The sequence below is a fragment of the Psychroflexus salarius genome (assembly GCF_900129035.1).
GTDB classification, from domain to species: domain Bacteria; phylum Bacteroidota; class Bacteroidia; order Flavobacteriales; family Flavobacteriaceae; genus Psychroflexus; species Psychroflexus salarius.
On sequence record NZ_FQTW01000001.1, the window covers coordinates 109283 to 135451 of the forward strand.

Annotated in this window: 23 protein-coding genes; 8 read left to right on the forward strand and 15 right to left on the reverse strand. The window is 31.7% G+C overall.

Annotation, left to right across the window (positions count from 1 at the left end):
- Positions 1 to 10: 10 nt before the first annotated feature.
- The 6 genes from BUB82_RS00470 to BUB82_RS00500 all read right to left on the reverse strand — a co-directional run bounded on the left by BUB82_RS00470 (position 11) and on the right by BUB82_RS00500 (position 7112).
- Positions 11 to 370, reverse strand: a complete 360-nt coding sequence (locus tag BUB82_RS00470; RefSeq protein WP_073190479.1) for a response regulator transcription factor — start codon at positions 368 to 370, stop codon at positions 11 to 13.
- Positions 367 to 3072: an ATP-binding protein gene (locus BUB82_RS00475; protein ID WP_073190483.1), complete on the reverse strand. Its 2706-nt coding sequence runs from the start codon at positions 3070 to 3072 to the stop codon at positions 367 to 369. Before BUB82_RS00475 ends, BUB82_RS00470 begins: the two co-directional genes overlap by 4 nt.
- Positions 3073 to 3284: 212 nt before the next feature.
- Complete coding sequence (locus BUB82_RS00485) at positions 3285 to 5072, reverse strand: sodium:solute symporter family protein (RefSeq protein WP_073190489.1); 1788 nt, start codon at positions 5070 to 5072, stop codon at positions 3285 to 3287.
- A 7-nt stretch (positions 5073 to 5079) separates the two neighbouring features.
- The gene (locus tag BUB82_RS00490) at positions 5080 to 5352 is read right to left on the reverse strand and encodes a DUF4212 domain-containing protein (protein WP_073190492.1); all 273 of its coding nucleotides are present in this window, start codon (positions 5350 to 5352) and stop codon (positions 5080 to 5082) included.
- A gap of 9 nt (positions 5353 to 5361) precedes the next feature.
- Entirely contained in the window at positions 5362 to 6585 is a 1224-nt protein-coding gene (locus BUB82_RS00495) for a porin (protein ID WP_073190495.1), read from the reverse strand.
- A 113-nt stretch (positions 6586 to 6698) separates the two neighbouring features.
- On the reverse strand, positions 6699 to 7112 hold the full coding sequence (locus BUB82_RS00500) for an IS1/IS1595 family N-terminal zinc-binding domain-containing protein (RefSeq protein ID WP_073190498.1): 414 nt from the start codon (positions 7110 to 7112) through the stop codon (positions 6699 to 6701).
- Positions 7113 to 7245: 133 nt separating this feature from the next.
- Here BUB82_RS00500 and yaaA point away from each other — a divergent pair, with 133 nt between their 5' ends.
- The 3 genes from yaaA to BUB82_RS00515 all read left to right on the forward strand — a co-directional run bounded on the left by yaaA (position 7246) and on the right by BUB82_RS00515 (position 10705).
- On the forward strand, positions 7246 to 8010 hold the full coding sequence (gene yaaA / locus BUB82_RS00505; protein ID WP_073190502.1) for a peroxide stress protein YaaA: 765 nt from the start codon (positions 7246 to 7248) through the stop codon (positions 8008 to 8010).
- 212 nt (positions 8011 to 8222) lie between these two features.
- Positions 8223 to 9635 carry an MBL fold metallo-hydrolase gene (locus BUB82_RS00510; protein WP_073190505.1) on the forward strand — a complete coding sequence of 471 codons (1413 nt, stop codon included), beginning with the start codon at positions 8223 to 8225 and terminating at the stop codon, positions 9633 to 9635.
- Between the two features lie 53 nt (positions 9636 to 9688).
- Entirely contained in the window at positions 9689 to 10705 is a 1017-nt protein-coding gene (locus BUB82_RS00515) for a cytochrome-c peroxidase (protein WP_073190508.1), read from the forward strand.
- 247 nt (positions 10706 to 10952) lie between these two features.
- On the opposite strand, the gene BUB82_RS00520 is transcribed toward BUB82_RS00515, so the two are convergent.
- Both BUB82_RS00520 and BUB82_RS00525 read right to left on the reverse strand, forming a co-directional pair.
- The gene (locus tag BUB82_RS00520) at positions 10953 to 11639 is read right to left on the reverse strand and encodes a phosphoadenylyl-sulfate reductase (protein WP_073190511.1); all 687 of its coding nucleotides are present in this window, start codon (positions 11637 to 11639) and stop codon (positions 10953 to 10955) included.
- 141 nt (positions 11640 to 11780) lie between these two features.
- A complete protein-coding gene (locus BUB82_RS00525) occupies positions 11781 to 12512 on the reverse strand; it encodes a bacteriorhodopsin-like (protein WP_234949740.1) in 732 nt (243 codons plus the stop codon).
- Positions 12513 to 12619: 107 nt separating this feature from the next.
- Between BUB82_RS00525 and BUB82_RS00530 the strand changes: the two genes are divergently transcribed.
- Positions 12620 to 13504 carry a Brp/Blh family beta-carotene 15,15'-dioxygenase gene (locus tag BUB82_RS00530; RefSeq protein ID WP_159432013.1) on the forward strand — a complete coding sequence of 295 codons (885 nt, stop codon included), beginning with the start codon at positions 12620 to 12622 and terminating at the stop codon, positions 13502 to 13504.
- Positions 13505 to 13560: 56 nt separating this feature from the next.
- Here the strand turns inward: BUB82_RS00530 and BUB82_RS00535 are convergent, their stop codons facing one another.
- A complete protein-coding gene (locus tag BUB82_RS00535) occupies positions 13561 to 16113 on the reverse strand; it encodes an ATP-dependent Clp protease ATP-binding subunit (RefSeq protein WP_073191828.1) in 2553 nt (850 codons plus the stop codon).
- Between the two features lie 207 nt (positions 16114 to 16320).
- Between BUB82_RS00535 and gyrA the strand changes: the two genes are divergently transcribed.
- Together gyrA and BUB82_RS00545 are read left to right on the forward strand one after the other, a co-directional pair.
- A complete protein-coding gene (gyrA, locus tag BUB82_RS00540) occupies positions 16321 to 18840 on the forward strand; it encodes a DNA gyrase subunit A (protein WP_073190517.1) in 2520 nt (839 codons plus the stop codon).
- Positions 18841 to 18876: 36 nt separating this feature from the next.
- Complete coding sequence (locus BUB82_RS00545; RefSeq protein ID WP_073190520.1) at positions 18877 to 20139, forward strand: tetratricopeptide repeat protein; 1263 nt, start codon at positions 18877 to 18879, stop codon at positions 20137 to 20139.
- Between the two features lie 59 nt (positions 20140 to 20198).
- Here BUB82_RS00545 and BUB82_RS00550 read toward each other — a convergent pair whose 3' ends face one another.
- The 3 genes from BUB82_RS00550 to BUB82_RS00560 form a co-directional block, all read right to left on the reverse strand.
- Positions 20199 to 21065 (reverse strand): sigma-70 family RNA polymerase sigma factor, encoded by an 867-nt coding sequence (locus tag BUB82_RS00550; protein ID WP_073190523.1) that lies wholly within the window; start codon positions 21063 to 21065, stop codon positions 20199 to 20201.
- 94 nt (positions 21066 to 21159) lie between these two features.
- Positions 21160 to 21567, reverse strand: a complete 408-nt coding sequence (locus BUB82_RS00555) for a hypothetical protein (RefSeq protein WP_073190526.1) — start codon at positions 21565 to 21567, stop codon at positions 21160 to 21162.
- 136 nt (positions 21568 to 21703) lie between these two features.
- Entirely contained in the window at positions 21704 to 22135 is a 432-nt protein-coding gene (locus BUB82_RS00560) for an FKBP-type peptidyl-prolyl cis-trans isomerase (protein ID WP_073190529.1), read from the reverse strand.
- Between the two features lie 176 nt (positions 22136 to 22311).
- On the opposite strand from BUB82_RS00560, the gene BUB82_RS00565 reads away from it, so the two are divergent.
- Complete coding sequence (locus BUB82_RS00565; RefSeq protein WP_073190532.1) at positions 22312 to 22728, forward strand: DUF2452 domain-containing protein; 417 nt, start codon at positions 22312 to 22314, stop codon at positions 22726 to 22728.
- 135 nt (positions 22729 to 22863) lie between these two features.
- On the opposite strand, the gene BUB82_RS00570 is transcribed toward BUB82_RS00565, so the two are convergent.
- The 3 genes from BUB82_RS00570 to BUB82_RS00580 are packed head-to-tail and all read right to left on the reverse strand — an operon-like array spanning position 22864 to position 24826.
- A complete protein-coding gene (locus BUB82_RS00570; RefSeq protein WP_159432014.1) occupies positions 22864 to 23712 on the reverse strand; it encodes an OmpA/MotB family protein in 849 nt (282 codons plus the stop codon).
- A gap of 4 nt (positions 23713 to 23716) precedes the next feature.
- Positions 23717 to 24367: a uracil phosphoribosyltransferase gene (gene upp / locus BUB82_RS00575; protein WP_073190538.1), complete on the reverse strand. Its 651-nt coding sequence runs from the start codon at positions 24365 to 24367 to the stop codon at positions 23717 to 23719.
- Positions 24368 to 24403: 36 nt separating this feature from the next.
- Positions 24404 to 24826 (reverse strand): ArsC family transcriptional regulator, encoded by a 423-nt coding sequence (locus tag BUB82_RS00580; protein ID WP_073190543.1) that lies wholly within the window; start codon positions 24824 to 24826, stop codon positions 24404 to 24406.
- A 79-nt stretch (positions 24827 to 24905) separates the two neighbouring features.
- Between BUB82_RS00580 and BUB82_RS00585 the strand changes: the two genes are divergently transcribed.
- A complete protein-coding gene (locus tag BUB82_RS00585) occupies positions 24906 to 26144 on the forward strand; it encodes an NAD(P)/FAD-dependent oxidoreductase (RefSeq protein ID WP_073190544.1) in 1239 nt (412 codons plus the stop codon).
- Positions 26145 to 26169: the final 25 nt, after the last annotated feature.

The window sequence follows — 26169 nt, forward strand, 5'->3', positions numbered from 1 at the left end:
ATCAATAATTTTAACAGTAAGATTTAATTTTTTCGATTAATTTTTTTGTAGAAAATGGTTTAGCGAGATATTCGTTGGCACCAGCTTTTAAACCATTTTCAATATCTTTGGCTTTATTTTTAGCACTTAGTATAAGTACAGCTATATCTTTAGTTTTAGGGTTAGATTTAAGTTGATTTAAAACTTCAAAACCATCAACTTTTGGCATCATTATGTCTAGGATAATAACTTTAGGAATATCTTTTTTAACAATATCTAAAGCTTCCTGTCCATCTCGAGCAATTAGAACTGTAAATCCTTGTTTTTGCAAGGCATAATCTAAAGCCATAACAATATTTGGTTCGTCATCAACGATTAAAATTTTACTCATACGCTTTGTTTTTTTGGTAGTTTAATTATAAAACTAGCTCCTTTAGTATATGCTTTATTGACTTCAATTACACCTTTATGTAAGCTAATAATTTGTTTACAAATAGCTAAGCCAAAGCCGCTGCCTTCTGGCTTTTTAAGTGTTTGATTATTAGATTGATAAAATTTATCAAAAATATAAGGGATATCAGCTTCGACAAGTCCTTTACCGTTATCTAAAACTTCAATAGCAAGTATATCTTTAGTAGAATTGACTTTAATTTCAATTTTTCCGTGCTTAGGTTCTACAAATTTGAGTGAATTTGATATTAAATTAGTAAATACCTGTATCAATTTAGCAGAATCAACTTCAGCTGAAACTTCATTCGGTTTCGAATCAATTGAAATAGAGATTTTCTTTTTCTGAACTATTCCCTCAAAGCTTTTAACTGCTTTATGAATAATTTCAGTCACATTTTCAGTATTTAGCTGAAGTGATTCTCGTCCAGAGGCTAATTTTTCAAGATTTAAAATATCATTTATTAAATTAGTAATTCGTTGCGTATCAAACAATATATTGCTTAAAAACTGCTGTTTTAAATCATCAGGTATATCGGCATCATCTTTAAGGATTTCACTACTGGCTTGAATTGAGGTAATTGGTGTTTTTAACTCGTGAGCCACAGTGTCAAGAAAATCATCTTTTAATTTATCTTGTTGAGTTAAAGATTTGTTGGCTTGTTTTAATTCTTCAGTGAGTTTAAATAACTGCTCTTTTTGTGTTTTTAAAGACTTATTAATAGAAATGGCTTCTTTATTTTCTTCTAGAATTTTTAAGACTTCTACGAGAGATACAGGTTTTTCTTTAACCACATTTGAAATTAATATTTTAGCCGAAGCACTTCCAACAGCTCCTGTAAGTAACTTTTCTGAAAAGTTAATAAATCTGGCGTCTGCAATTTTAGTTTTTTCAGAAAGTTTATAGCGGCGCTTAAAAATATTAAGCGCCCGATTAGCACGGTGTGTCCCTAAAAATCTAACCCAAATTTTATGAATATCAGCTATGTAGGCCTCACCTTTCCAGACGTAAGCATCTTCTTGCAAGTCTATTATTTTAGATGTGTTTGTAAAAACTTCACCGTAATTTCGTTCGCGGTAATTGCCTTTAAAAACTAGAGAAAAATAAGCATACAAAAATAAATTGACGGCTAAACTCCAGAATAATGAATGGTTAGACGGAGTTAAAAAATCAACCCCAAATAAGTTGTATGGTCGAAGCATTTCTATACCAAAAAGTCCGTTTTCTATAAAATTATTGTTGGCTAATATGGCTGATGTAAAAAAGGGTAGAAGGTAAGTATAAATTACAATTAAGCTCCCAGAAATCATTCCTATTTTAGCACCTAGAGCAGAACCACGATTCCAAAACATACCCACAAAAAATGATGGCGCTAATTGAACAATTAGTAAGAATGACACTAAACCAATTGAAAATAAAGAAACTGATGGATTTACAAATGCGTAAAGGAAATAAGCAATTGCTATTAGCATAAAAATACTCATTCGACGAATATTTTTAATGGTCTTTTGATTGTTATTTGATGTGTTTCTTTGAAACTTTTTCAAGTAAGCATAAGGAATAATCAAGTTATTACTTAACATGGTTGACAACGCTAAAGTAGATACTACTACCATAGAAATTACAGCTGATAAACCACCAAGAAACACTAGTATAGCTAACCAATAATCACCATAGGTAAGTGGAATTAACAATGTAAAATAATCGGCATTTTCTGTAGAAGAAAATAAAGCTAATCCGGCCCATGCAATAAAAATAACAAAGATATTAAACAACAATAAATACAATGGAAATAACCAAATAGCCACTTTAAGCTGTTTCTTATGGCTATATTCAACTACAGAAGCTTGAAATTGACGCGGTAAAAGAAATATTGCCAAAAATGATAATGCTATGGTAAAATACCAGTTAATACCACCGGTAACACCTTCAACTGTACTAAGCTTATTGATGTTAAAATTTTTAGAAACTTCTGTAATTATTGAATTTCCACCATCGAAAACATAAAAGGTGGTATAAATTCCGATAATTATAAATATGATGAGTTTAACTAAAGATTCAAAAGCTATTGAAAAGAAAATTCCCTTTTTTTGTTTTGAAGCATCAAATGTAATCGTTCCATAAAATACACAAAATACCGCTAATAATAAAGCGATATAAAATGTAGAATCCGTTAATAAATATTGACCCATAATACTATGAGTAGAACCTTGAGATATAATTTGAAAACTTTCAGATAAAGCCTTCAGCTGTAAGGCGATGTAAGGAATAATACTCAACGCACAGATGATTGCAACCACAGCTCCCAACGAGCGATTATTACCATATCGAAGTGAAATAAAATCTGCTATACTAGAAACATTATAAATTTTTGAGAGTTGAATGATTTTTTTTAATACGACAATCCATAATGGCGCTGCAATAATAGGACCTAAGTAGATGGTTAAAAATTCAACTCCTGTTCGAGCAGCCATACCAACGCTACCATAATATGTCCAAGCTGAACAATACACTGCTAGGGATAAGGCATAAACATAAGGACTATTAACTAATTTAGACCGTTTATTTTTTTCTGCCCAAAAAGCAATAAAAAACAAGAGGCCTAAATAGCCTAATACGATTAGTATAATACTTAAACTACCCATGGAAACGCCTTAGTATGATATATGAAATACAACTACTTACCAACCAAATAAAAAAAATTGAAATATAAAATAAAGGTATGCCGAAGATGATTACCGCTTTGTTATAAATAAACAAAAGCGGTAAATTTAAAAGTACAACCAAAGTAATAGAAAGCAAAATTAACTTTTGTTGGTGTCTTTTTTTCATCTTAGAGGCTTTTATATAAAAAACATTAATGTCCAGTTGCTTCTCCAGCACCACTTGGAATTCTAACATTTTCAACCATATCTTGAACATTTTGAGGTGGTGCAGGAGTAAATTTACTAATACTAATAGAGACCACAAAGTTGACAACCATAGCTACCGACCCAAAGCCTTCTGGAGAAATACCAAACCACCAGTCTTCTGAAGTACCACCACCAAAGAAATCAAACTTAAATTTTAGCATATAAAACAGCATCAATGAAATACCAACAACCATTCCAGCTATAGCGCCTTCTTTATTCATTCTTTTATAAAAGATACCTAAGATAATAGCAGGAAAAAATGAAGCGGCTGCGAGACCAAAAGCTAATGCCACAACTGCTGCCACAAAACCAGGCGGATTAATCCCAAAATAGCCAGCAACAACAACTGCAGCTACAGATGAAAGTCTAGCAGCTATTAACTCTCCTTTATCTGTAATTTTTGGATAAACCATTTTTTTAATCAAATCGTGAGATACTGAAGATGAAATTACCAATAATAAACCTGCAGCAGTAGATAAAGCGGCAGCCAAACAACCAGCGGCTACCAGGGCAATAACCCAATTAGGTAATTTAGCAATTTCAGGATTAGCTAAAACCATAATATCTTGATCGACATAAAGTTCATTTTTATTATTTGATGGGTTCTTAACAATTCGCTCACCATTGTTTCCTCTTGCTTTCTCTTCGAAAGCAGGAATACCAGTTAACGCATCGCCGCCTTCTTTAGCTTCACCTAAATATTGTATTTTACCATCTGCATTTTTATCTGTCCAAGCTAATAGGCCTAAGTCTTCCCAAGTTGTAAACCATTCAGGCATATCTGTGTACTTCTTCTTGTTTACTGTTTCTAGCATATTCAATTTACCAAAAGATGCTACGGCTGGCGCAGTTATGTAAAGAATACCTATGAATAATAGTGCAAATCCAGCAGATTTTCTTGCATCTCTAACTCTTTTTACTGTAAAAAATCTTACAATCACGTGTGGAAGCCCAGCAGTACCAACCATTAGCGCAAGCGTAATCGCAAATACATCAACAATATTTTTAGAGCCTTCTGTATAAGCATTAAATCCAAGTTCCTGGCTTAATCCATCTAATTTATCTAACATATATGTATCAGGCTGGTTAACAAGTGTATCACCCATACCAAACATTGGTATCGGGTTACCTGTAACTTGAAAAGAAATGAAAATTGCAGGGACAAGAAAAGCAAAAATTAAAACGCAATATTGCGCAACTTGAGTATAAGTAATACCTTTCATACCACCTAAAACAGCATAAAAAAGAACAATAATCATCCCTATAATTACACCAGTCTCAATTTCGACTTCTAAAAATCGCGAAAATACGACGCCTACACCTCTCATTTGACCTGCTATATAAGTAAATGAAACTAACAGGGCACATATTACAGCAACAGAACGAGCTACTTTAGAGTAATAACGATCTCCTATAAAATCTGGAACCGTAAACTTTCCAAATTTTCTAAGATATGGAGCGAGTAGAAGCGCTAGTAGAACAAATCCACCTGTCCAACCCATTAAAAAAACTGAACCATCATATCCCATAAATGAAATGATGCCAGCCATAGAAATAAAAGAGGCTGCAGACATCCAGTCAGCTGCTGTTGCCATTCCATTAGCTAAAGGAGAAACGCCTCCACCAGCAACATAAAATTCTTTAGTTGAACCTGCTCGGCTCCAAATGGCTATTCCTATATAAATAGCAAATGAAATACCGACAAAAATATAAGTAAGTGTTTGAGAATCCATAGTTTATTTATTTATCGTATCCGTATTTTTTATCTAGTTTATTCATGAGTCTTACATAGACAAATATTAGAATAATGAATATGTAAATTGATCCTTGTTGGGCAAACCAAAATCCTAGTTTAAAACCACCAAGTTTGATTTCATTTAAAACATCTTTAAATAAAATACCAGCTCCATAAGACACTATAAACCAAACACTAAGTAGTATGATTAGATATCTTAAATTTTCTTTCCAATAGGCAGTTGCGTGTGCCTGTTTTTTTTGTTTTGAATTTTTCATTTTTTGTGTTTATAAATATATCATGGCTTGTAAGCCCACAATAGTTTGTTGTACATTACCAAATTTTTCATTTTTATATTCTAAAGTTAATTTTGAATTATGACCACTGAAATAAGCATTAATACCTAGGCCTATAATAGATTTATCATGTTCTGATGCATCAAGATTTTGATGGGAAATAGAGGCATAGGGCTGAAATTTCAAGTCAGTTTTATTTGTAGCTAACAAATAGCCAACATGACTGTATAACATAGAACCTGTTGCATAAGGTCCTAATAAGTAATTTGTTCCATAATCATTACTTTGAAAAACAGCATACGCTGTTAAGGCAGCTCCTGAATTCCCTAAGGGTTGATCTAAAAATGCATCTAAAGCAAAAATGTTAACATCTTCACCTTTTGGAACAGAATTCTCTGAAATAACAGAGCCATTGGGGTGCATAAAAAAGCCAGCTCCTAAATTAAAAACTGATTTTGTACCTAAATATGAGCCAACTTTATAAGGCAAATAATTAGATTCTTGATCTAAGAAGTTGTAGGAAAAATAACCTGCGTATGTTTTTCCGGCAGTTTTAGAACCGATAATAGATCTACCACTATAGATACTATAATTAGGACTAACTTGTCTCGTGTCAAGCGAAGAAGTAGTAGCATCATTAATGGCTAACTGATATTCTAATTTACCAAGTTTTCCTTTTGCAAATACTCCTATGTGACGGGCAAATTGATCGCTTAAACCAAGTGTAGCCCAAGAGGCTCTATTATTGTCAAGTGTGAGCATATTTAAGGTACTTTGGTTATTAAGCCTTGAAATACCATTAAAATAATGTAAACCACCACCAATACTCAACTTTTCACTAAAATTATATTGAGCCCAGGCATCATGCATGAATAACTGAGAACCATTACCAAGACCAGTTGGACTCATTGTATTGGCATTCAAATTATTTAAACCGAGATGTGTTACTATTGTAAAATCCTTGGTGATTTGTCCAATTAATAAAAGCCTTGCACGTCTTAACTGAAAATTATAATTGGATGCATTTTCAGGAACATCTTCTAAATAGTTATACTGGGCTTGCGCCCAAGAAATAATCCTTAAAAACTTATCTTGATTTTCACCAAACTTAATTTTGAAGCCACCATCATAGTATAAGGAGCCCTGACTACGTGATGTTGCTACTATGCAAAATAAAAAGAAAAATATTAAAAAATAGTTAGTTTTTGAATTCATTTGTTATCATATTTTAGTTATTAAAGTTTATTTTTTGACGTAAACTCAAAACCAAATATGTATTAAAATGAATATTAAATAAAAATCAATATAGTTTTTTGTTAACTTTATAGTTATTCTTTAAATCTTTCCCATTTTATAAGCATAAATTTGTCACCTAGCTCCGTAATAATGACTCCTGCACCACTTAATTGTTCTCTATCGTTGAAGTAGTTAGCTAACTCTGAATGGCTAAGTATTTTATAGGTTGGGTGGTAGTCCGTCTGCTTGATTCGATTGACTTTATATTTTTTCACCCAATTCATGATGCTAACGTGTGAGACACCGAGAATTCGCTCTATTTCTCTATATGATAAACCTTCCAAATATAATTGCATTGCTTTAATTACATAGTAATTATCAATTTGCTTCCCTAATTTATTTACGGTAAAGTAATAATTACAATTTTTACAATGATAGCGCTGCCTATTATTAATAATACCACTTTTAATGATTTTTATAGAACGACATTGAGGGCAATTTTTCATAACTATATTTATTTAGTATATGTATATTAATTTAGCATAAATATAGATAAAATTTATATTTGTATTACTTAAAAAATTAAAAAAGTAGTTTTTATAAACCTATCATCTTCCTAACTTTACTAAAAAAGAAACAATGAAAATTTTACTTTCGCCAGCAAAATCACTCGATTTAGAATCTAGTTATTCTAATAAGTATTCAACTGAATTATTATTTAGAGAAGAGTCAGATTTACTAAATGACAAATTAGCAGAATTTAATAGATCTCAACTTTGTGACTTAATGTCAATTAGTGAAAAACTTGCAACATTGAATTTAAATCGCTACAGTGCTAAAAAAGCTAATGACAACACTCAAGACCGACCAGCTATTTTTATGTTTAACGGGGATGTTTATGATGGCCTTAACATTAATTCTATTTCTGAAAAGCACTACGAGTCTCTACAAAATTCTATTCGTATTTTATCGGGTATGTACGGAGTTTTAAGACCTTTTGATGTGATGTCTCCATACCGCTTAGAAATGGGAACAAAACTTAAAGTTAATGATTCAAATAACTTGTATGAGTTTTGGCAGTCGAAACTAACTGATCATCTTAATTCTGAATTGTCAAATAATGAACTTATTGTTAACCTAGCTAGTCAAGAATATTTTAAGGCAATCAACCGAAAACAACTTAAGTCTGAAGTCATTTCACCAGTATTTAAGGATTTTAAAAATGGTAAGTATAAAGTTATCAGTTTTTATGCGAAGAAGGCTAGAGGTGCAATGGCTAAATTTCTTATAGAGTCCGATGTTGAGAGCCTTGATGGTATTAAAGGCTTCAACCTAGAAGGTTATCAATTTAACCCTAATGAAACCAAAAAAGTAAACGAACCTGTATTCACGAGATCTTCTTAAAATTTATTGCTTTAACTTTTAAGAGTTTTATTATTAGGAACAACGCGGCTGAAATCTCATTTATGACTATTTAAGTGTAGATTTCAGCTTTTTTATATGTAGAAACTGATATTTATCATATTTCGAGGTATTAATCCTAACTATGTGACTTTTATTACACTTCAAAATTAGCTTCAATTTTAAATTAGCTGAAAATTTAAAATTTTAGAATTATGAAAGTAGAACAAATTTATACAGGATGCATAGCTCACGCGGCTTATTATTTAGAAGATCAAGGTGAGGCTGCCATTTTCGACCCATTAAGAGAAGTTCAGCCTTATATTGATAAAGCTAATGAAGATAATGCCAATATTAAATATGTATTCGAAACCCATTTCCACGCTGATTTTGTAAGTGGGCACCTAGACTTAGCAAAAAAAACAGGCGCTAAAATAATTTATGGTCCTACCGCAAAACCTGGTTTTGATGCTTTAATTGCTGAAGACAATCAAGAATTTAAGGTGGGTAGATATACGATAAAAGTGATTCATACACCAGGACATACTATGGAGTCAACCACCTACTTATTAGTTGATGAAAATAGTAAAGAACATGGTATTATTACTGGTGATACATTATTTATTGGTGATGTAGGACGCCCAGATTTAGCTCAACATGTAATTGAAGATTTAACGGAAGAAAAACTTGCAGGGCATTTGTTTGATTCGTTAAGAAACAAAATTATGCCATTATCTGATGATTTAATAGTTTATCCAAATCATGGAGCCGGAAGCGCCTGTGGTAAAATGATGAGCCAAGAAACCACAGATACGCTTGGGCATCAAAAAGAAACCAATTATGCTTTAAGAGCTGACATGTCTAAGGATGAATTTATCAAAGAGTTACTTGATGGACTAACAGCGCCTCCAGGATATTTCCCTAAAAATGTATTGATGAATATCCAAGGTTATGATAGTATTGATCAAGTTATTGAGCGTGGTCAACAACCACTTAATGCTGATGCTTTTGAAGCAGCCGCAAACGAAACTAAAGCTTTAATTCTTGATACTAGAGAAGCTGAAGTTTTTAAAGATGGTTTTATCCCAAATAGTATTAATATTGGTTTAGACAATAACTTTGCACAGTGGGTTGGCGAACTTATTCCAGACATTAAACAGCCTATATTATTAGTGACTGATCCTGGTAAAGAAGAAGAAAGCATTATAAGGTTAGCTCGCGTTGGTTATGATCATTCTATTGGTTATTTAAAAGATGGAATAGACACCTGGAAAAATGCTCAAAAAGAGTTAGACCAAGTTAAACGAATAGATGTTAATGGTTTAGAAGATTTCTTAGCCGATGATGGTGCTAAAATTATAGATGTTCGTAAAAGAAGTGAATATGAATCGCAACACGTTGTTGGTGCAGAAAATATTCCATTAAATGAAATTAATAAACATTTAGCTGAATTGCCAGATACTAAGTTTGCGATTCATTGTCAAGGTGGTTACAGAAGTATGATTGCGGCTTCTATATTGAAGCAACGAGGATTTGACAACTTTGTTGATGTCCGTGGTGGGTTTGACAAAATTCTAGAAGATGATATTAAAGTCACCGATTACGTTTGCCCATCAACTTTATTATAATATAAATTAATTAAGCAGTTGATTAAAAATCAACTGCTTTAAATGCATGAAAAATGAAATCAATATTAAGTATATTAATTATAGCTGTTTTTATAAGCTGTAATTCTTCATCTACTGAAGATACTTATGCTGTTAAAAAAGTACCTGAAAAATCTGAACTCAACAAACAGGCTAATACTTTTTTCGCATCAGTTACACAATTAGAAAAAAAAGATTTAAAAGAGGAAAAAGTAAACTTAGGTAAACGCTTATATTTTGATAAACGCTTATCTAAAAACAATACAATTAGCTGTAATTCATGCCATAATCTTTCAACATATGGCGTAGATAACCTTCCAACTTCACCTGGTGATACAAAAGAATTTGGAACAAGAAATTCACCAAGCGTCTTATACGCACATTTACATAGTTCACAGTTTTGGGATGGAAGAGCAAAGGACGTAGAAGAGCAAGCTGGAATGCCCATTTTAAATCCAGTTGAGCACTCAATTCCAGATTCGCTTTACATTGTTAAAAAGTTAAAAAAAATAGACAACTACGTTAAAAGTTTTAATGAAGTGTATCCTGAAAGCGGTTTAACCTTTGAAAATCTTACAAATGCTATTGGTGCATTTGAAAGAAAAATGACACCTGTAAGTCAATTTGATCGTTATTTAGATGGTGATGAAGATGCTTTAACAGCAAAGCAAAAAGATGGTTTAAAAGCTTTTATAAATAATGCCTGTATAACCTGTCATAGCGGTGTAGCTCTTGGCGGTAGTATGATGCAAAAATTCGGACTATTTGGTAATTATTGGGAATATACTAAAAGTAAAAAAATTGATAAAGGCTTAGCTGAAGTTACCGTTAAATCTAGTGACGAATATATTTTTAAAGTGCCTAGTTTACGAAATATAACCAAAACAAGTCCCTATTTTCACGATGGTTCTGTTGAGAGTTTAGAGAAAAGTATTAAAATTATGGCTAAGCTTCAAAGCAATAAAGACATTACCGAAGATGAAGTAGCCGACATAATCTCATTTTTAGAAAGTCTTGAAGCTGATCTTGATCCTGAAATGAAAACCCTATAATAATTATAAAAGCGCTCTTTCGAGCGCTTTTATAATTCAAAAACGACGTTTACTATTCCAATAAATTAAACGTGTTTTCTTAAATTCTAATTTTTCAGCTCTAGAAATAGATTGTCTACTAGAGTTAAATCCTGATTCAGCAAATGTAGCGTCCATAATTATTCGTTTTTAATGATTGATATCTATTAAATAGACGACTATGTATTTGTTTTGTTACAGTACTATGCTAAACAAAGTAATAAAATAGTTATAAATGAAGGCCACATTCTGTTTTTGGGTTATTATTCCATCTACCACTTCGGTCTTTTCCTGGCACAGTGCAATGTTTACATCCAATAGAGTGGTAACCTTGACTAACTAACGGGTGAAATGGCAAATTGTGTTTTTTAATAAATTCATCCCTTTCTTTTTTGGTAACATCCAACAAAGGATAAAATTTAAGTATTTCACCACGTTGTTCAAAAAAATTTAATGTAGAACGGTGATCGCTTTGCCATTCCATTAATCCTGAAACCCAAACATTATAGTTTTTTTTAATAACTTCTAATGGCTTAACCTTATTGATAGAGCAACAAAAATCAGGATTTTTTGTCCATGTTTTGTCTTTAGTAGTAAATTCATGCTCATGTTTTAAGGCGCTAACTGACTTAACATTTAATCCATAAGTTTTCGTCAATTGTTCTTTATAGGCTATGGTTTCATCAAAATGATAGCCTGTATCAATAAAATAAATTACTTGTGACTTATTAACTTCAGAAAATAGTTTTAGTAAAAATGCTGATGTTGCAGCGAAGGAACTTGTGACCATGACGTCTTCAATTTCAAAATCCTTGTAAAGTTCTTTAATACGTTGGTGTAGAGTTAATGTTTTATATTTTTTGTTAAGTGAATCGACTTCAGTTGAAGTTAATTTTTTGGTTTCGTTTACAAGCATAGATTTCAAAATGTAATTTGCGAAAATAAGAATGAAATTTTAAAATCATTTATTATTCTAAAGAAATCAATTTTACTAGGTACAAAAAAAAGACCGAAAATAATTTCGGTCTTTAAGATTTTTAGTTGGTTGTTTACAAATTTATTTTGAGGATTTTACAGCTAAGCTATAAATTACTAAACCAAATCCTATTTTATTAACAGCATCACCAATGTTATAAACAACATCCATAAATGAAGCGTCAACTCCAAAATCGATTCCGAATAAACCACCAGGTGTACCTAATATGTAACCTACTGGGTAAATAGCCCATCCAACTAATACAAACCAACACAAGATTTTGTGCGCTTTCAAGACTTCGCCACCGGCACTTTCGGCTAATTTTCTTGCTTTACCTAACCAAATGTCATAAACAATAACAAAATAAGCAATACCTGAAATTAGACCCCATTGCCATGAAGCATCTCTCCATACGGCTTCTCCAAAATAACCTGTTACTAGCATAATGACAGAGAAGAAGATTAAACGCCACATTAATGAGCGTTTAGCACCAGCAGCTCTTAAAATTAAAAAGAATTCAACACACATTAATGGAACTGTTAGAACCCAGTCAACATATCTAAAGAATGTTGGAGATTCTTGAAATGCATCCCAATAATCACGCATGTAGAAATAGTGAACGGCTGCAATAAATGTAATTAAACCAGACACTAAAACTGAAGTTCGCCACTTTTTATCAAACTGATTTAGCGATAAAAAGAAAAAAGCAGATGCGGCCATCATAGCCATACTGCCTACAAAAAAAGTAAATCCGACATAATCATCAGTTGCCATCTTGGTCATGTCAGACAATAAATACATAAAAGTTCTCATAGCTTTTAATTTAAAATTTGTTTAATCAAATATACCTAAAAATTAAACAAAGTAATTTCATTTTAAGAAAACTTTTTAAATTATATTTGTTGTTCATGTTTAAGATAATGTCTAAACTTTATAATTACATAATTGTATTAAATTTCTTTCTTGTCTGGATTGGGTTTTATTTACCCGAACAAATAAAAACTTCTATTGGTCTTTTAGGGATTTTAAGTATTGGTTTAATTCACGGATCTAATGATATTTTTTTAATAAAAAATATTCAAAGGCAACAATCGATTTTAAAATACATTTTTTATTACTCACTCTTTATTATTTCTTTTGCTGTTGCTTTTTATTTGATTCCTATTGTTAGTTTACCTGTCTTTATTCTTGCTAGTGCTTATCATTTTGGTGAGCAACATTGGCAAAAGGCGTTTTTAAAAGCACCTAATTATATAAAGCAACTTTTTTTTATATGTTACGGTAATTTAGTCATTGGTATGATTTTATATTTCAACCAAGTTGAGTCTACCACTATTATTGAAAATTTGAGTGGGTTTGTGGTGAATGAATCTATTTACTTGTTTAATATTTTAGTAAGTCTTATCATTACTTCAATTAGTTTTATTTTATGTGCAAAAAAAATAAATAGTAAAGCATCAACTATTGTTTTAAATATATTTTATTTATTGTTGTTTACAGCCACATTTTATGTGTCGGATTTAATATGGAGTTTTGCTTTATATTTTGTTTTGTGGCATAGTTTACCATCTTTAAAAGACCAAATAGATTTCAGCTTCGGAAGTATTAATTTTCAAAATCTTTTGATGTATCTTAAACAATCATTTGTGTATTGGTTAATTTCAATTATTGGTTTAATTGTCTTTTATTTCTTACTAAAAGACACTAAATATATTTTATCAATTTTGTTCGCATTTATTGCGTCTGTAACTATTCCGCATGTGTTTGTTGTAAAAAAAATGTTTGAGAAAAAGGCTTCAACTTAAAATAAAAAAACCACTCCAAAAGCTGAAGTGGTTATTAGTTTAGTTGAATTAGTATATTAAGCTTCTTCTGTAGACGATAATTTGGTAATTGAAATACTTAATTCTTCATCACCTTCATTGTAGTCCATCATAATAGAGTCGCCTTCTTCAATATCTGAATTAACAATTTTTTCAGCCAAGGCATCTTCAATATACTTTTGTATCGCTCTATTTAGAGGCCTTGCACCATATTGCTTATCATAACCTTTTTCAGCAATAAAACTTTTGGCTGAATCAGATAATTTAAATTTATAGCCAATTTCTTCTATTCTGCTATATAATTGTTGTAATTCAATATTGATAATTTTTTCTATATCTTCTTTTTCAAGTGCATTGAAGATAATAACATCATCGACTCGGTTTAAGAATTCTGGTGAAAATGCTTTTTTAAGTGCACCTTCAATAACTTTACGACTATTATCTTGCTCTTGAGATTTTTGAGCTTGTGTACCAAATCCTACACCAGTACCAAAGTCTTTTAATTTTCTAGCACCAACATTAGAGGTCATGATAATAATAGTATTTCTGAAATCTACTTTTCTTCCTAAACTATCTGTTAAGTGACCATCATCTAATACTTGTAGTAGCATATTAAACACATCTGGATGTGCTTTTTCGACTTCATCAAGTAAAATTACAGCATAGGGTTTACGTCTTACTTTTTCAGTTAATTGGCCGCCTTCTTCATAACCAATATAACCTGGAGGAGCACCGATTAATCGTGATACAGCAAATTTCTCCATGTATTCACTCATGTCTAATCTAACCAAAGCCTCTTCATTATCAAACAATTCTCGAGCTAAAACCTTAGCTAATTGTGTTTTACCAACACCTGTTTGACCTAAGAAGAAGAATGAACCAATTGGTCGGTTAGGATCTTTTAAGCCAGCTCGATTTCTTTGAATTGCTTTTACAACTTTAGTAACAGCTTGGTTTTGGCCAATCACTTTTCCCTTAATAGTTTGAGGTAATTCAGCCAGTTTATTGCTTTCAGTCTTAGCAATTCTGTTAACAGGAATACCAGTCATCATAGAAACTACATCTGCAATATGTTCTTCATTTACAGCAACTCTGTTTTCTTTAGATTCTTTTTCCCATTCTTCTTGGGCTTCAGCTAATTTATTTTCAAGCGTTTTTTCGTCATCTCTTAATTTAGCTGCTTCTTCATACTTTTGCTTTTTAACAACCGAATTTTTTAACTCCTTGATTTCTTCGAGTTCTTTTTCAATTTCAATAATGCGTTGAGGAACATTTATGTTGGTCATATGAACTCGACTACCAGCTTCATCAAGAGCATCAATAGCTTTGTCTGGTAAAAATCGTTCTGTCATATAGCGATTAGTTAACTTTACACAGGCATCAATAGCCTCATCAGTAAAAGTAACGCTGTGATGATCTTCGTATTTACTTTTGATATTGTTTAATATTTCTACCGTTTCATCGATTGAAGTTGGTTGAACAATAATTTTTTGAAAACGTCTTTCTAAAGCGCCATCTTTTTCAATGTGTTGTCTATATTCATCTAGGGTAGTGGCGCCAATGCATTGAATTTCGCCTCTAGCCAAAGCTGGCTTAAACATATTACTAGCATCTAAACTACCAGTGGCTCCACCAGCACCAACAATGGTGTGAATTTCATCTATAAATAAAATGATGTCCTCATTTTTTTCAAGTTCATTCATCACAGCTTTCATGCGTTCTTCAAACTGACCGCGGTATTTTGTTCCGGCTACTAGACTAGCAAGATCTAGTGTAACTAATCGTTTATCATATAATATTCTTGAAACCTTGCGATTAACAATACGAAGCGCTAAACCTTCAGCTATAGCAGATTTACCAACACCAGGTTCACCTATTAGTAAAGGGTTATTCTTTTTTCTTCGACTTAGTATTTGTGAAACACGTTCAATTTCTGTTTCGCGACCAACTACAGGGTCAAGTTTACCTTCTTCAGCCATAGCTGTTAAATCTCGACCAAAGTTATCTAGAACAGGTGTTTTAGACTTCTTCGTTGATTTCGATTTACTAGAAGCGCTTCCAGAAAATGGATTTTTATCAGATTCACCTTCAGGAGAAGATTCGCCTTGATAATTATCTGTTGGTAAATCTTGGTAATCTCCGTCTTGTGTCATCATTGATTTAAATTCTTCCTTAACATTATCATAATCAATATCGTACTTGTTTAGCAGTTTTGTTGTTGGGTCATTTTCATTTCTTAAAATGCACAATAATAAATGAGCTGTATTGATTAATGAACTTTGAAATAATTTTGCCTCTAAAAAAGTAGTTTTGAGTGCGCGCTCAGCTTGTCGCGTTAAATGAAGGTTCTTTTTATCTTTATTGAAATTAGTGTTTTCATGGTCTGAAGGATTTAAAATTTCAACTTTTCTACGAATTAATTCTAAATCTATACTTAAAGCGCCAAGAATATTTACAGCTTTACTAGAGCCATCACGTAATAAGCCTAGCATTAAATGCTCGGTTCCAATAAAATCATGGCCTAATCTTAAGGCTTCTTCTTTACTCGAAGCGATTACGTCTTTTACTTTTGGTGAAAAGTTATCATCCATAATATCATTTTTCAATTAATCATCAATTATAGTACCAATAAAAAAGTAGTGCTAATTAATAAGACTCTAATTAACTTAAACTGAAAAAATGACAGTTGTTAATAACTTAGCGCCTTTGATTGATGATTAGGTTTGTTATATTGCTAAATTAGTTATTATTTTATGTAAATTAGCAACTTTCAAATTTAATTTAATAAATTTTAATATATGACTGAAGGAGAACAGTTAATTCCTATTAATATCGAAGATGAAATGAAAACAGCTTACATTGATTATTCAATGTCTGTTATCGTTTCTAGAGCACTTCCAGATGTTAGGGATGGTTTGAAACCCGTGCATAGACGTGTGCTTTTTGGTATGCATGAACTTGGTGTATTGTCAAATAAATCACACAAGAAATCAGCAAGAATTGTTGGAGAAGTTCTTGGTAAATATCACCCACATGGAGATACCTCTGTTTATGATACCATGGTTAGGATGGCTCAAAGCTGGAGCTTGCGCTATCAATTAGTCGATGGTCAAGGTAATTTTGGCTCAGTAGATGGCGACAGCCCAGCTGCAATGCGTTATACTGAAGCTAGAATGCAGAAAATTAGCGAAGAAATGCTGTCTGACATCGACAAAGAAACCGTAGATTACTCGCTTAACTTTGATGATACTTTAGAAGAACCTACCGTTTTACCAACTCGAATTCCTAATTTATTAGTTAATGGTGCTAGCGGAATTGCCGTTGGTATGGCAACTAATATGCCACCTCATAATTTAACTGAAGTTATTGATGGCACCACAGCTTACATTAACGATAATTCTATTGAAGTTGAAGGCTTAATGGAGTATATAAAGGCGCCTGACTTTCCAACTGGTGGAATTATTTATGGGTATGAAGGCGTCAGAGAAGCCTTTAAAACAGGTCGTGGTCGTGTGGTTATGCGCGCTAAAACTCATTTTGAAGAAGTTAATGGTAAAGAATGTATCATTGTAACTGAAATTCCCTATCAGGTTAACAAAGCAGACATGATTAAGAAAACTGCTGATATGGTTAACGACAAAAAGATTGAAGGGATTTCTTTAATAAGAGACGAGTCTGACCGTAATGGTATGCGTATTGTCTATTTCTTAAAACGCGATGCCGTTCCTAACGTTGTCTTAAACACATTATTCAAACATACGGCATTACAAACTTCATTTAGTGTTAATAATATCGCACTAGTAAATGGTAGACCTGAACAATTAAATTTAAAAGACCTCATTGTTCATTTTGTTAACCATAGGCATGATGTCGTGATTAGAAGAACAAAGTATCTCTTAAAAAAAGCTGAAGAACGCGCTCATATTTTAGAAGGACTAATCATTGCATCAGACAATATAGATGAAGTTATTGCACTAATCAGAGGTTCAAAAAATGCTGAAGAAGCTAGAAATAAATTAATTGAACGCTTTAGCTTAACTGAAATTCAAGCAAAAGCAATTGTTGAGATGCGTTTGCGTCAGCTAACTGGACTAGAACAAGATAAACTTCGTTCAGAATACGAAGAACTCATGAAAACCATCGATGATTTGAAAGATATTCTTGCTAATGAAGATCGCAGAATGCAAATCATAAAAGATGAACTTCTTGAAATTAAAGAAAAATACGGTGACGAAAGACGCTCAATTATCAATTTAGCAGGCGGCGATGTCAGTATTGAAGATATGATTCCTAATGAAAGCGTTGTTTTAACAATTTCACATGCGGGTTATATCAAACGTACACCATTAGCCGAATACAAAACCCAAAGTCGAGGTGGCGTTGGGCAAAAAGCATCAACAACACGAGATGAGGATTTTCTAGAATATATTTTTGCTGGAACTAATCATCAATATATGCTATTCTTTACTCAAAAAGGAAAATGCTTTTGGATGAGAGTTTATGAAATTCCTGAAGGTAGTAAAGCCTCTAAAGGCCGAGCAATTCAAAATTTAATCAGTATTGAGCCTGATGACAAGATCAATGCTTTCATTTGTGTTGAAGACTTGAATGACGAAGCGTTTATCAATAATCATTATGTGGTTATGGCCACGAAAAAAGGCCAAATCAAGAAAACAGTTTTAGAACAATATTCTCGTCCACGAAGCAACGGTATTAATGCTATTACTATTAAAGATGGTGACGAATTACTTTCGGCAGCTTTAACAACTGGTGATAGCCATGTAATGCTTGCCGTTAAAAGTGGTAAAGCCATTCGCTTTGAAGAAGATAAAACAAGACCAATGGGTAGAAATGCCTCAGGAGTTCGTGGCATAAAACTTGCAGATGATAAAGACGAAGTTGTAGGAATGGTTACAGTTAATAATCCTAAAGAAGAAACTATTTTAGTGGTTTCAGAAAATGGTTATGGTAAACGAACTTTTATAGATGATGAAGATGGAGAACAAATTTACCGTATCACTAATCGTGGAGGTAAAGGTGTAAAAACCATCACTATATCTGAGAAAACTGGTTCACTTGTGGCCATGAAAAGTGTAACAGATGATGAAGATTTAATGATTATTAAAAAATCTGGCGTTGCTATAAGAATGTCCGTAAATGAGTTACGAGTTATGGGTAGAGCTACACAAGGCGTAAAACTCATCAACTTAAAAGATGGCGACTCTATTGCGGCTGTTGCTAAAATAGCAAAGCAAGATGATGAAGAAAATATTGAAATTGAATCTTCTGAAGAAAACAATAATTCAACTGAAAATTAATAATTAAATAAAAACAAACTTAAGTTTACAAACGACATGAAAAAGACAGTATTTAGTTTAGCCCTTTTAGCTACTTCCCTAATTTTTGCTCAAAAAAGTGAAGTAAAAGATGCTGAAGACGCCTTAGAAGTTAATGATTTTGGAACAGCCATAACTTTACTAAAAAAAGCTGAGCCCTTGAAATCTGAGTTAAATAATAGATGGTTGTCAGAATTCTATTTACTAAAAGGTAAAGCTTATGAAATGAGAGCTTTTGCAGGTAATAATACACTAGAGGATATTGACATTGCCGCAAAGGCATACAATAATGCAATAGAACTAGGTAGAGATGTAGATGAAGCCAGTAAAAAGCTTAAGGTTATGAAGCAAAACCTTGTGAGTAGCGCAATTAAAGACCAAAATAAAGGTGAAAATGTAATTGCTTCAGATAAACTTTACAAGAGTTATACACTCAACAAGAAAGATACCATGTATTTGTACTACGCAGCTTCTGCAGCTGTTCAAGCACAAAACTATGATAAAGCAATTAATTACTACAGTAAGCTTATGGACTTAGGCTACAGAGGGATTAAAACACAATATATCGCAACCAACGTTGAAACTGGTAAAGAAGAATCATTTCAAACACAAGATATGAGAGATTTTTCAGTTAAATCAGGTAAATACGTTAATCCAAAGGATGAAGTTTCTAAATCAGTTCGCGGTGAAATTGCCAAGAATATGACCTTGATTTACATTCAACAGGATGAAACAGAAAAAGCGCTTGAAGCTATTGCTGAAGCTAAAAAAGAAAGTCCTGAGGATTTAGAAATTCTTCAAGCAGAAGCAGATTTATATTATAGGTTAGGTAATATTGAAAAATATAATCAAATCATGAAACAAGTCGTTAATGAAGATCCTGATAATCCTACCCTATATTATAATTTAGGCGTTAGCGCAGAGCAACTGGGTGATTTAAAAGGTGCTCGTGAGTATTACGAGAAAGCAATTGAACTTGATCCTGAATTAGAAAATGCTTACGTTAATTTAGCAACGGCAACATTAGCAAAAGAAAAAGAACTTGTTGAGCAAATGAATAAATTAGGAACGTCTCCTGCGGAAAATAAAAAATATCAGGAACTCAATAAAAAACGTAAAAAGTATTATCGCGAAGCTTTGCCTTATTTAGAAAAGGTTGTTGAAATCAATCCAAAAAATTTAGATGCTTTGAGAACTCTATTGAATATATATTATCAGCTAGCTGAAGATGAAAAAGCTAAAAAAATCAATAGTCAAATTAAAGAGTTAACTGGTGAATAATTAAGTTTAGTTTACCTACAATAAAAAAAAGCGGTCCAAAATGAACCGCTTTTTTTATGTTAACCTAAATATTTTTTAAGTATTTTATTTTTTGATTGATGCTTAAGGCGTCTTATGCCTTTTTCTCTAATTTGTCTTACACGTTCACGACTTAAATCAAAAGTATCACCAATTTCTTGAAGTGTCATAGCTGGTTGATTACCAATACCATAATTTAATCTGATTACATCAGCTTCACGCTGAGATAAGGTGTCAAGAGCCCTATTAATTTCAACACTGAGAGAATCTCTCATTAACTGATCATCAGGAGTAGGAGATTCTGCCGAACTTAAAACATCATATAAATTAGAATCATTTTCACCTTCTTTAAAAGGCGCATCCATCGATAAATGACGTCCTGAATTTTTAAGTGCAACCTTCACTTGTGATTCGCTCATTTCAAGTTCTTTGGCTATTTCAGAAGCTGAAGGCGGTCTTTCATTAACTTGTTCTAAATGTGAAAAAGTCTTATTAATCTTATTTATGACACCTATTTTATTAAGTGGTAATCTTACAACACGAGATTGTTCGGCAAGCGCTTGTAAAATTGACTGCCTAATCCACCAAACAGCATAAGAAATAAACTTGAAACCACGTGTTTCATCAAAACGTTTAGCAGCTTTAACTAAACCGACGTTTCCTTCATTAATTAAATCAGGAAGTTTTAAACCTTGATTTTGGTACTGCTTAGCTACAGAAACCACAAAACGCAAGTTGGCATTTGTTAATTTTTCAAGGGCAACTTGGTCGCCTTCTCGAATTCGTTGAGCTAATTCAACTTCTTCTTCAGCAGTTATTAAGTCAACTTTGCTAATATCTTGTAAATATTTATCTAAGGATTTTGATTCACGATTGGTAACTTGTTTAGTTATCTTTAATTGTCTCATATATGGTAAATAATATTAAAGCATTAATACTGAAATCTCGCTAAGATAGTGATTTAAAAGTAAATATCCAAATTTATATTTGATTATCAATCATTTACAATTCTAGTAGGCTTAAGAGAACGATAAAAAGCCAGATAATGGTTCTTAGCCAATTATAATTAATCAAGTTTTTTAGGTTTTGAGTTGTAAATTGCTTGGATTCAATTTTTTGATGTAATGGAACGAAATATAAAAATGTAATTAACCAAACTGAGGCAATTAATATAGTTTGAATAACTTGTAGATAGCTAAAGCTAAATATTAATGTATATGCATGTAAGGCAACTTGAGCAATCATTAATGGAGCAACTATAGTTGTAATTTTTGGCGTATACGATTGGTGCCATTTTATTAAATTAGTTTTAGAAAAATGTAAAAATGAAGGGTAAACAATAACTTGAACCATTAAAATGAGTACAAGTAAACCAAAATCAACACAAAATTTAAAAACTTCTATAATCATTATTTCTAATTATTTAGCTTTTTATTAAATTTTACAAAAATAGGGCAGAGTGAATTCAAGAAATGCTAAAAACTTATTAAACTAAAAAAGCCATCTTGAGGTAAGATGGCTTTAAAAATAAATTTTTGCTCTTTAATTACTTGATTTCAACTAATTCAAGATCAAAAGTTAAGTCGTGTCCAGCTAATGGGTGATTAGCATCTACAACAATATGGTCATCATTAACTTCAGCTACACGAAGTTGACGTTCTGTACCATCTGGGTTTTGAGAAACTAATCCCATTCCAACTTTAGGTTCGATTTCTTTTGGTAATTGTGCTTTATCTACTTTTTGAAAAAGCTCTTCACGAACATCGCCATAAGCTTCATCTTTTTTGATATTGATTGTTTTCTTTTCGTTGACTTTCATATCAATAACACCTTTTTCAAAACCAGGAATTAGCATGCCTTCACCTAATGTAAACTCTAATGGTTCGCGCTCAAGTGAGCTATCAAATACTTCTCCATTTGAAGCTAATTTTCCTGTGTAATGTACTTTAATGGTGTCTTTCTCTTTTACTTGACTCATAAAAATGTAATTTACTGATTTAAAATTATTTGCAAAACTATGGTTTCTTACACGCATTACCATAAAAAAGAACAACTAATTACCTAATTAGCTGTATTAGACACCAATTTTATTAATATTTTCAAAAAATAAGATGTCTAAACTTGAGTTAGTTTTAATTTGGTTTAAAAAATTGAATGTCTGAAAAATCTAAAAAACCAGATCAAGTTGTTTTTAACCCTAAAACCGAGAAATATAATGCAGGCGTTTTACCTTATGGAACCAATTCTAGTGCGCCTAAAATTACACCAACAGATTTAACCGGTTGGAAAAACTCTAATGTTTCTAAAGTTAACCATCAAATTAATACAGAGTATGAAAATTTAAAGTCTCAGTTTGAAAATTTGATGGAAAAATTTAAATACAATAATTTAATTTATAGCGCTAAGTTTAATTTTGAACCTATAGTTGGTAAAATCTACCATTTATATCGTGACAAAAATGAAGACTTATTTCTTTCACTCATTTCACCAAGCGAGTGTAATTTTAATTACCAAGGTAGCTTCAAACTTAATGAAGATAAGGTTTGGATTAAAGTAGATGAATTGAAATAAGCTTAGTTAATTATTATTACAGATCTGAAGTAATATTACTACTTATAGTTCTTCAAATACATTTGCAAATTTTAGGTATTAAAAAAGCCAATTTAATTAAATTGGCTTTTAAATTTATTGTTCAAATATTTTATATTAATCCAGTACGGACTCAAATTCTTTCAAATTAGGGACTAACTTAATAGTTACACGTCTGTTTTTAGCTCGTCCTTCAACAGTAGAATTATCAGCTATTGGTTGATATTCACTAGCGCCACTAACTAAAACCCTTTCAAGATTTACATCAAACTTTTCATTTAAAATTCTTGCTACAGATGCAGCACGTTTTAAACTTAGCTCGATATTATCTTTAACAAAATTGTTAGGTGTAACCTTTATGTTATCGGTATGACCGACAACACTTACTTTAACATTAGGCTTTAAATTAATAGTATTTGCAATATTTTCAATTAAATCATAAATAGAAAGTTTCACAAAAGCACTACCTGACTCAAACAAAATAGCGTTAGATAAATCAATTTCAACCAAAGCTTGGTTGACATTTACATTTAAGAAACCAGCATTTTCAGTTGTTGAACCATCATTCATTTTGCTTGCTAAAGAAGATTTAATATTTTCAGCTATAGCGATATTAAGTGAATCTTTAAAGTCTTTAGCAGATCCTAATTTAGATTCATCTACATTTTGCAAAATTCTATCAACTTTTTGGCGTGTTTCTGGTAAAATCATTGTGCCATCTTCAGTCATTGTTAACTTATTTTCATTATCATCTTGTAAGTTTTCCACTTGAGCCTGATAAGCAAATATTTTATCTTCTATAGCTTCAACCTGATTTTTAATTGAATCATTTTCTTTTCTTAATTCAGAGATTTCTTCAGATTTGAGTTGAAGTTGATTTTCGGCTTGTGTGAGTTTTTTTTTCGAAACACAACTAGATAATAGAACTGTTAAAACAGTTAACTTAATTAAATTTTTTTTCATCATTATTTTATTGTTTTGTACCATAAGCTAAATCTCCTGCATCTCCAAGACCAGGAACGATGTAGGCTTTTTCATTTAATTGTTTATCCTTTGAGGCTACCCAAAGTGTAATTGGTAAGTTATTAAATTTTTGTTTTAAATAATCAACTCCTTCAGGTGCGGCTACAACTGTTGCGATGTGTACATGAGTAGGTGAGTGGTTACTTAATAATTGTTGTAAGCTTTCAACCATTGAGTGACCAGTTGCCAACATCGGGTCTGCAATAATTAAAGTTTTATGGTTAATATTTGGCAAAGATTTGTAGGCCAATTCAATTGATATTTCACCATTCTTGTTAATTCTATTTGCTGAAATAAAACCATTCTCAGCGTGGTCAAAGTAATTTAAAAAACCTTGATGTAATGCAAGTCCTGCTCTAAGAATTGAAATAATGACCGGCTGACATAAAAAATCTACGGAATCTTTTTTACCGAGAACAGTTGTTATCGTTTTTGGCTCAAAAACTAAAGATTTACTTATCTCATAAGCCATAACTTCACCAATTCGTTTTAAATTATTTCTAAAAAGATGATTGTTTTTTTGGTAATCATCATCCCGGATTTCGTTTAAAAATTGATGTAAAATTGAAGGCGTTTGATCTAGTATTTTAACCTGCATGATTAAATTTTATACAAACATACAAAATTATAGTACTTATGGAATTTTTACATCTCCAGAATCACTTTCCTGAAGCTGCATTAAATCGTTTATTTGCGTTATAAAAAGTGCATGTTCTCCACGAACTGCGATACCATGTTTAAGAACCGCTTGATTTTGGCTCAATAATTTTAGAAGTTGATTAGGTTCAACATCAATATTTTTGCCGAGCTTAGAAGTTATAATATCATGATTAAAATTAACTAATTCATGCACTTTAACATTAAGTAAATCTGCCAAATCAGCCCATTGTGTCTCAGTAAGTTGTACTTCATTTAAATTAACTACTTTCGTAATGGCTTTTGAGGCCTCAGCCACAGCGATACTTTGCTTTGCCAACCGATTGTCTGTATGAATATATAATGTTATTTCGCTATTATTTGTAGATATAACTCCCATATTTTTGTTATTATTAGACATATTTTTTGTTGTAATGTATTAAAACTTTTAGCTTCGAAATTCAATTTAATAAAACTTTATAAACAATTGATAAAAATTTATGGATAAACCTAAAATTGCCATTATTGGTGCAGGTGTAAGTGGCCTTGTTGCGGGAATCAATTTAAAAAATGCTGGTTACAATTTTGATATATTCGATGCAGCAGACCGTGTTGGTGGCCGCGTAAAAACAGATTATAGGGAAGGTTTTAAGTTTGATCATGGTTTTCAAGTATTACTAACAGCCTATCCAGCTGCTAAAAAATATTTAGATTTTGATTTACTTGACTTAAAATACTTTAAACCTGGCGCTAAAATATTTAAAAATGGAAAGCCACAGTCTATCGGAGATCCATTAAGAGATATAAGTTTATTAATACCGACAATTATTTCAAACATCGGAAGCTTAAGTGATAAACTTAAAATATTAAAATTACGGACGCATTTACAAAAACAATCTTTTGATTCGATTTTCAGAAAAGATGAAGTCACAACACTTGAATATCTAAAAGAATTTGGTTTTTCAGACCAAGTTATCCATGATTTTTTTAAACCATTTTTTACAGGAATCTTTTTAGAAACAGAACTTAAAACATCGTCACGTAAATTTGAATTTGTCTATAAAATGTTTACAGAAGGCTATGCTACAGTACCAAAAAAAGGCATTCAAGCCATTTCTAATCAATTAGCAGCAAAGCTAGATAAGTCAAATTTTCACTTTAATACAGCTATAGAAAACGTTAATAATCAAACTATTAGGTTTTCTGATGGAAAAACTTCAACTTATGACTATGTTATCATTGCAACTGAAGCCTCTCAACTTATCACAAACCTTAATAATCAAGAAATCGAGTGGAAGTCTGTCGAAAACCTATACTTTAAAACAACTTCAAATTTAAGTCCAAGTTTAATTAATTTAATTGCTGATGACCAAGCATTAATCAATAATTTTCATACAGAACACCAAAATAATCAACCCATTATTTCTGTCAGTATAGTTAAAGAACATGATTTTACTAAAGAACAATTAATTGAACATGTTAAGCAAGAACTTAAAGATTTATGCCATATTGAAGTTTTTGAGTGTATAAAATATTTTTCAATTAAAAAAGCATTACCAATCATGGTATCAGTTAACTACATGTTACCAAAATCAGAAACTCAATTAAAAGACCATATTTTTTTAGCTGGAGATCATTTAGCAAACGGTTCATTAAACGCTGCAATGCTTAATGGAGAATCTGCTGCACAAGCTGTAATTGAAAAAATTGAAAACGGAATTATTAACATAGAAGGTTAAAGTTTGAATTAAATCACTGATGATG

What these genes read in the sequence shown, in the direction of transcription:
- BUB82_RS00565 (WP_073190532.1), top strand. Translation starts at nt 22,312, where the DNA reads ATGTCTGAAAAATCTAAAAAACCAGATCAAGTTGTTTTTAACCCTAAA.
- BUB82_RS00550 (WP_073190523.1), bottom strand. Translation starts at nt 21,065, where the DNA reads ATGAGACAATTAAAGATAACTAAACAAGTTACCAATCGTGAATCAAAA.
- BUB82_RS00475 (WP_073190483.1), bottom strand. Translation starts at nt 3,072, where the DNA reads ATGGGTAGTTTAAGTATTATACTAATCGTATTAGGCTATTTAGGCCTC.
- upp (WP_073190538.1), bottom strand. Translation starts at nt 24,367, where the DNA reads ATGCAGGTTAAAATACTAGATCAAACGCCTTCAATTTTACATCAATTT.
- BUB82_RS00470 (WP_073190479.1), bottom strand. Translation starts at nt 370, where the DNA reads ATGAGTAAAATTTTAATCGTTGATGACGAACCAAATATTGTTATGGCT.
- BUB82_RS00495 (WP_073190495.1), bottom strand. Translation starts at nt 6,585, where the DNA reads ATGAATTCAAAAACTAACTATTTTTTAATATTTTTCTTTTTATTTTGC.
- BUB82_RS00490 (WP_073190492.1), bottom strand. Translation starts at nt 5,352, where the DNA reads ATGAAAAATTCAAAACAAAAAAAACAGGCACACGCAACTGCCTATTGG.
- BUB82_RS00510 (WP_073190505.1), top strand. Translation starts at nt 8,223, where the DNA reads ATGAAAGTAGAACAAATTTATACAGGATGCATAGCTCACGCGGCTTAT.
- BUB82_RS00515 (WP_073190508.1), top strand. Translation starts at nt 9,689, where the DNA reads ATGAAATCAATATTAAGTATATTAATTATAGCTGTTTTTATAAGCTGT.
- BUB82_RS00545 (WP_073190520.1), top strand. Translation starts at nt 18,877, where the DNA reads ATGAAAAAGACAGTATTTAGTTTAGCCCTTTTAGCTACTTCCCTAATT.
- BUB82_RS00525 (WP_234949740.1), bottom strand. Translation starts at nt 12,512, where the DNA reads ATGAGAACTTTTATGTATTTATTGTCTGACATGACCAAGATGGCAACT.
- yaaA (WP_073190502.1), top strand. Translation starts at nt 7,246, where the DNA reads ATGAAAATTTTACTTTCGCCAGCAAAATCACTCGATTTAGAATCTAGT.
- gyrA (WP_073190517.1), top strand. Translation starts at nt 16,321, where the DNA reads ATGACTGAAGGAGAACAGTTAATTCCTATTAATATCGAAGATGAAATG.
- BUB82_RS00530 (WP_159432013.1), top strand. Translation starts at nt 12,620, where the DNA reads ATGTCTAAACTTTATAATTACATAATTGTATTAAATTTCTTTCTTGTC.
- BUB82_RS00570 (WP_159432014.1), bottom strand. Translation starts at nt 23,712, where the DNA reads ATGATGAAAAAAAATTTAATTAAGTTAACTGTTTTAACAGTTCTATTA.
- BUB82_RS00560 (WP_073190529.1), bottom strand. Translation starts at nt 22,135, where the DNA reads ATGAGTCAAGTAAAAGAGAAAGACACCATTAAAGTACATTACACAGGA.
- BUB82_RS00520 (WP_073190511.1), bottom strand. Translation starts at nt 11,639, where the DNA reads ATGCTTGTAAACGAAACCAAAAAATTAACTTCAACTGAAGTCGATTCA.
- BUB82_RS00485 (WP_073190489.1), bottom strand. Translation starts at nt 5,072, where the DNA reads ATGGATTCTCAAACACTTACTTATATTTTTGTCGGTATTTCATTTGCT.
- BUB82_RS00580 (WP_073190543.1), bottom strand. Translation starts at nt 24,826, where the DNA reads ATGTCTAATAATAACAAAAATATGGGAGTTATATCTACAAATAATAGC.
- BUB82_RS00585 (WP_073190544.1), top strand. Translation starts at nt 24,906, where the DNA reads ATGGATAAACCTAAAATTGCCATTATTGGTGCAGGTGTAAGTGGCCTT.
- BUB82_RS00535 (WP_073191828.1), bottom strand. Translation starts at nt 16,113, where the DNA reads ATGGATGATAACTTTTCACCAAAAGTAAAAGACGTAATCGCTTCGAGT.
- BUB82_RS00500 (WP_073190498.1), bottom strand. Translation starts at nt 7,112, where the DNA reads ATGAAAAATTGCCCTCAATGTCGTTCTATAAAAATCATTAAAAGTGGT.
- BUB82_RS00555 (WP_073190526.1), bottom strand. Translation starts at nt 21,567, where the DNA reads ATGATTATAGAAGTTTTTAAATTTTGTGTTGATTTTGGTTTACTTGTA.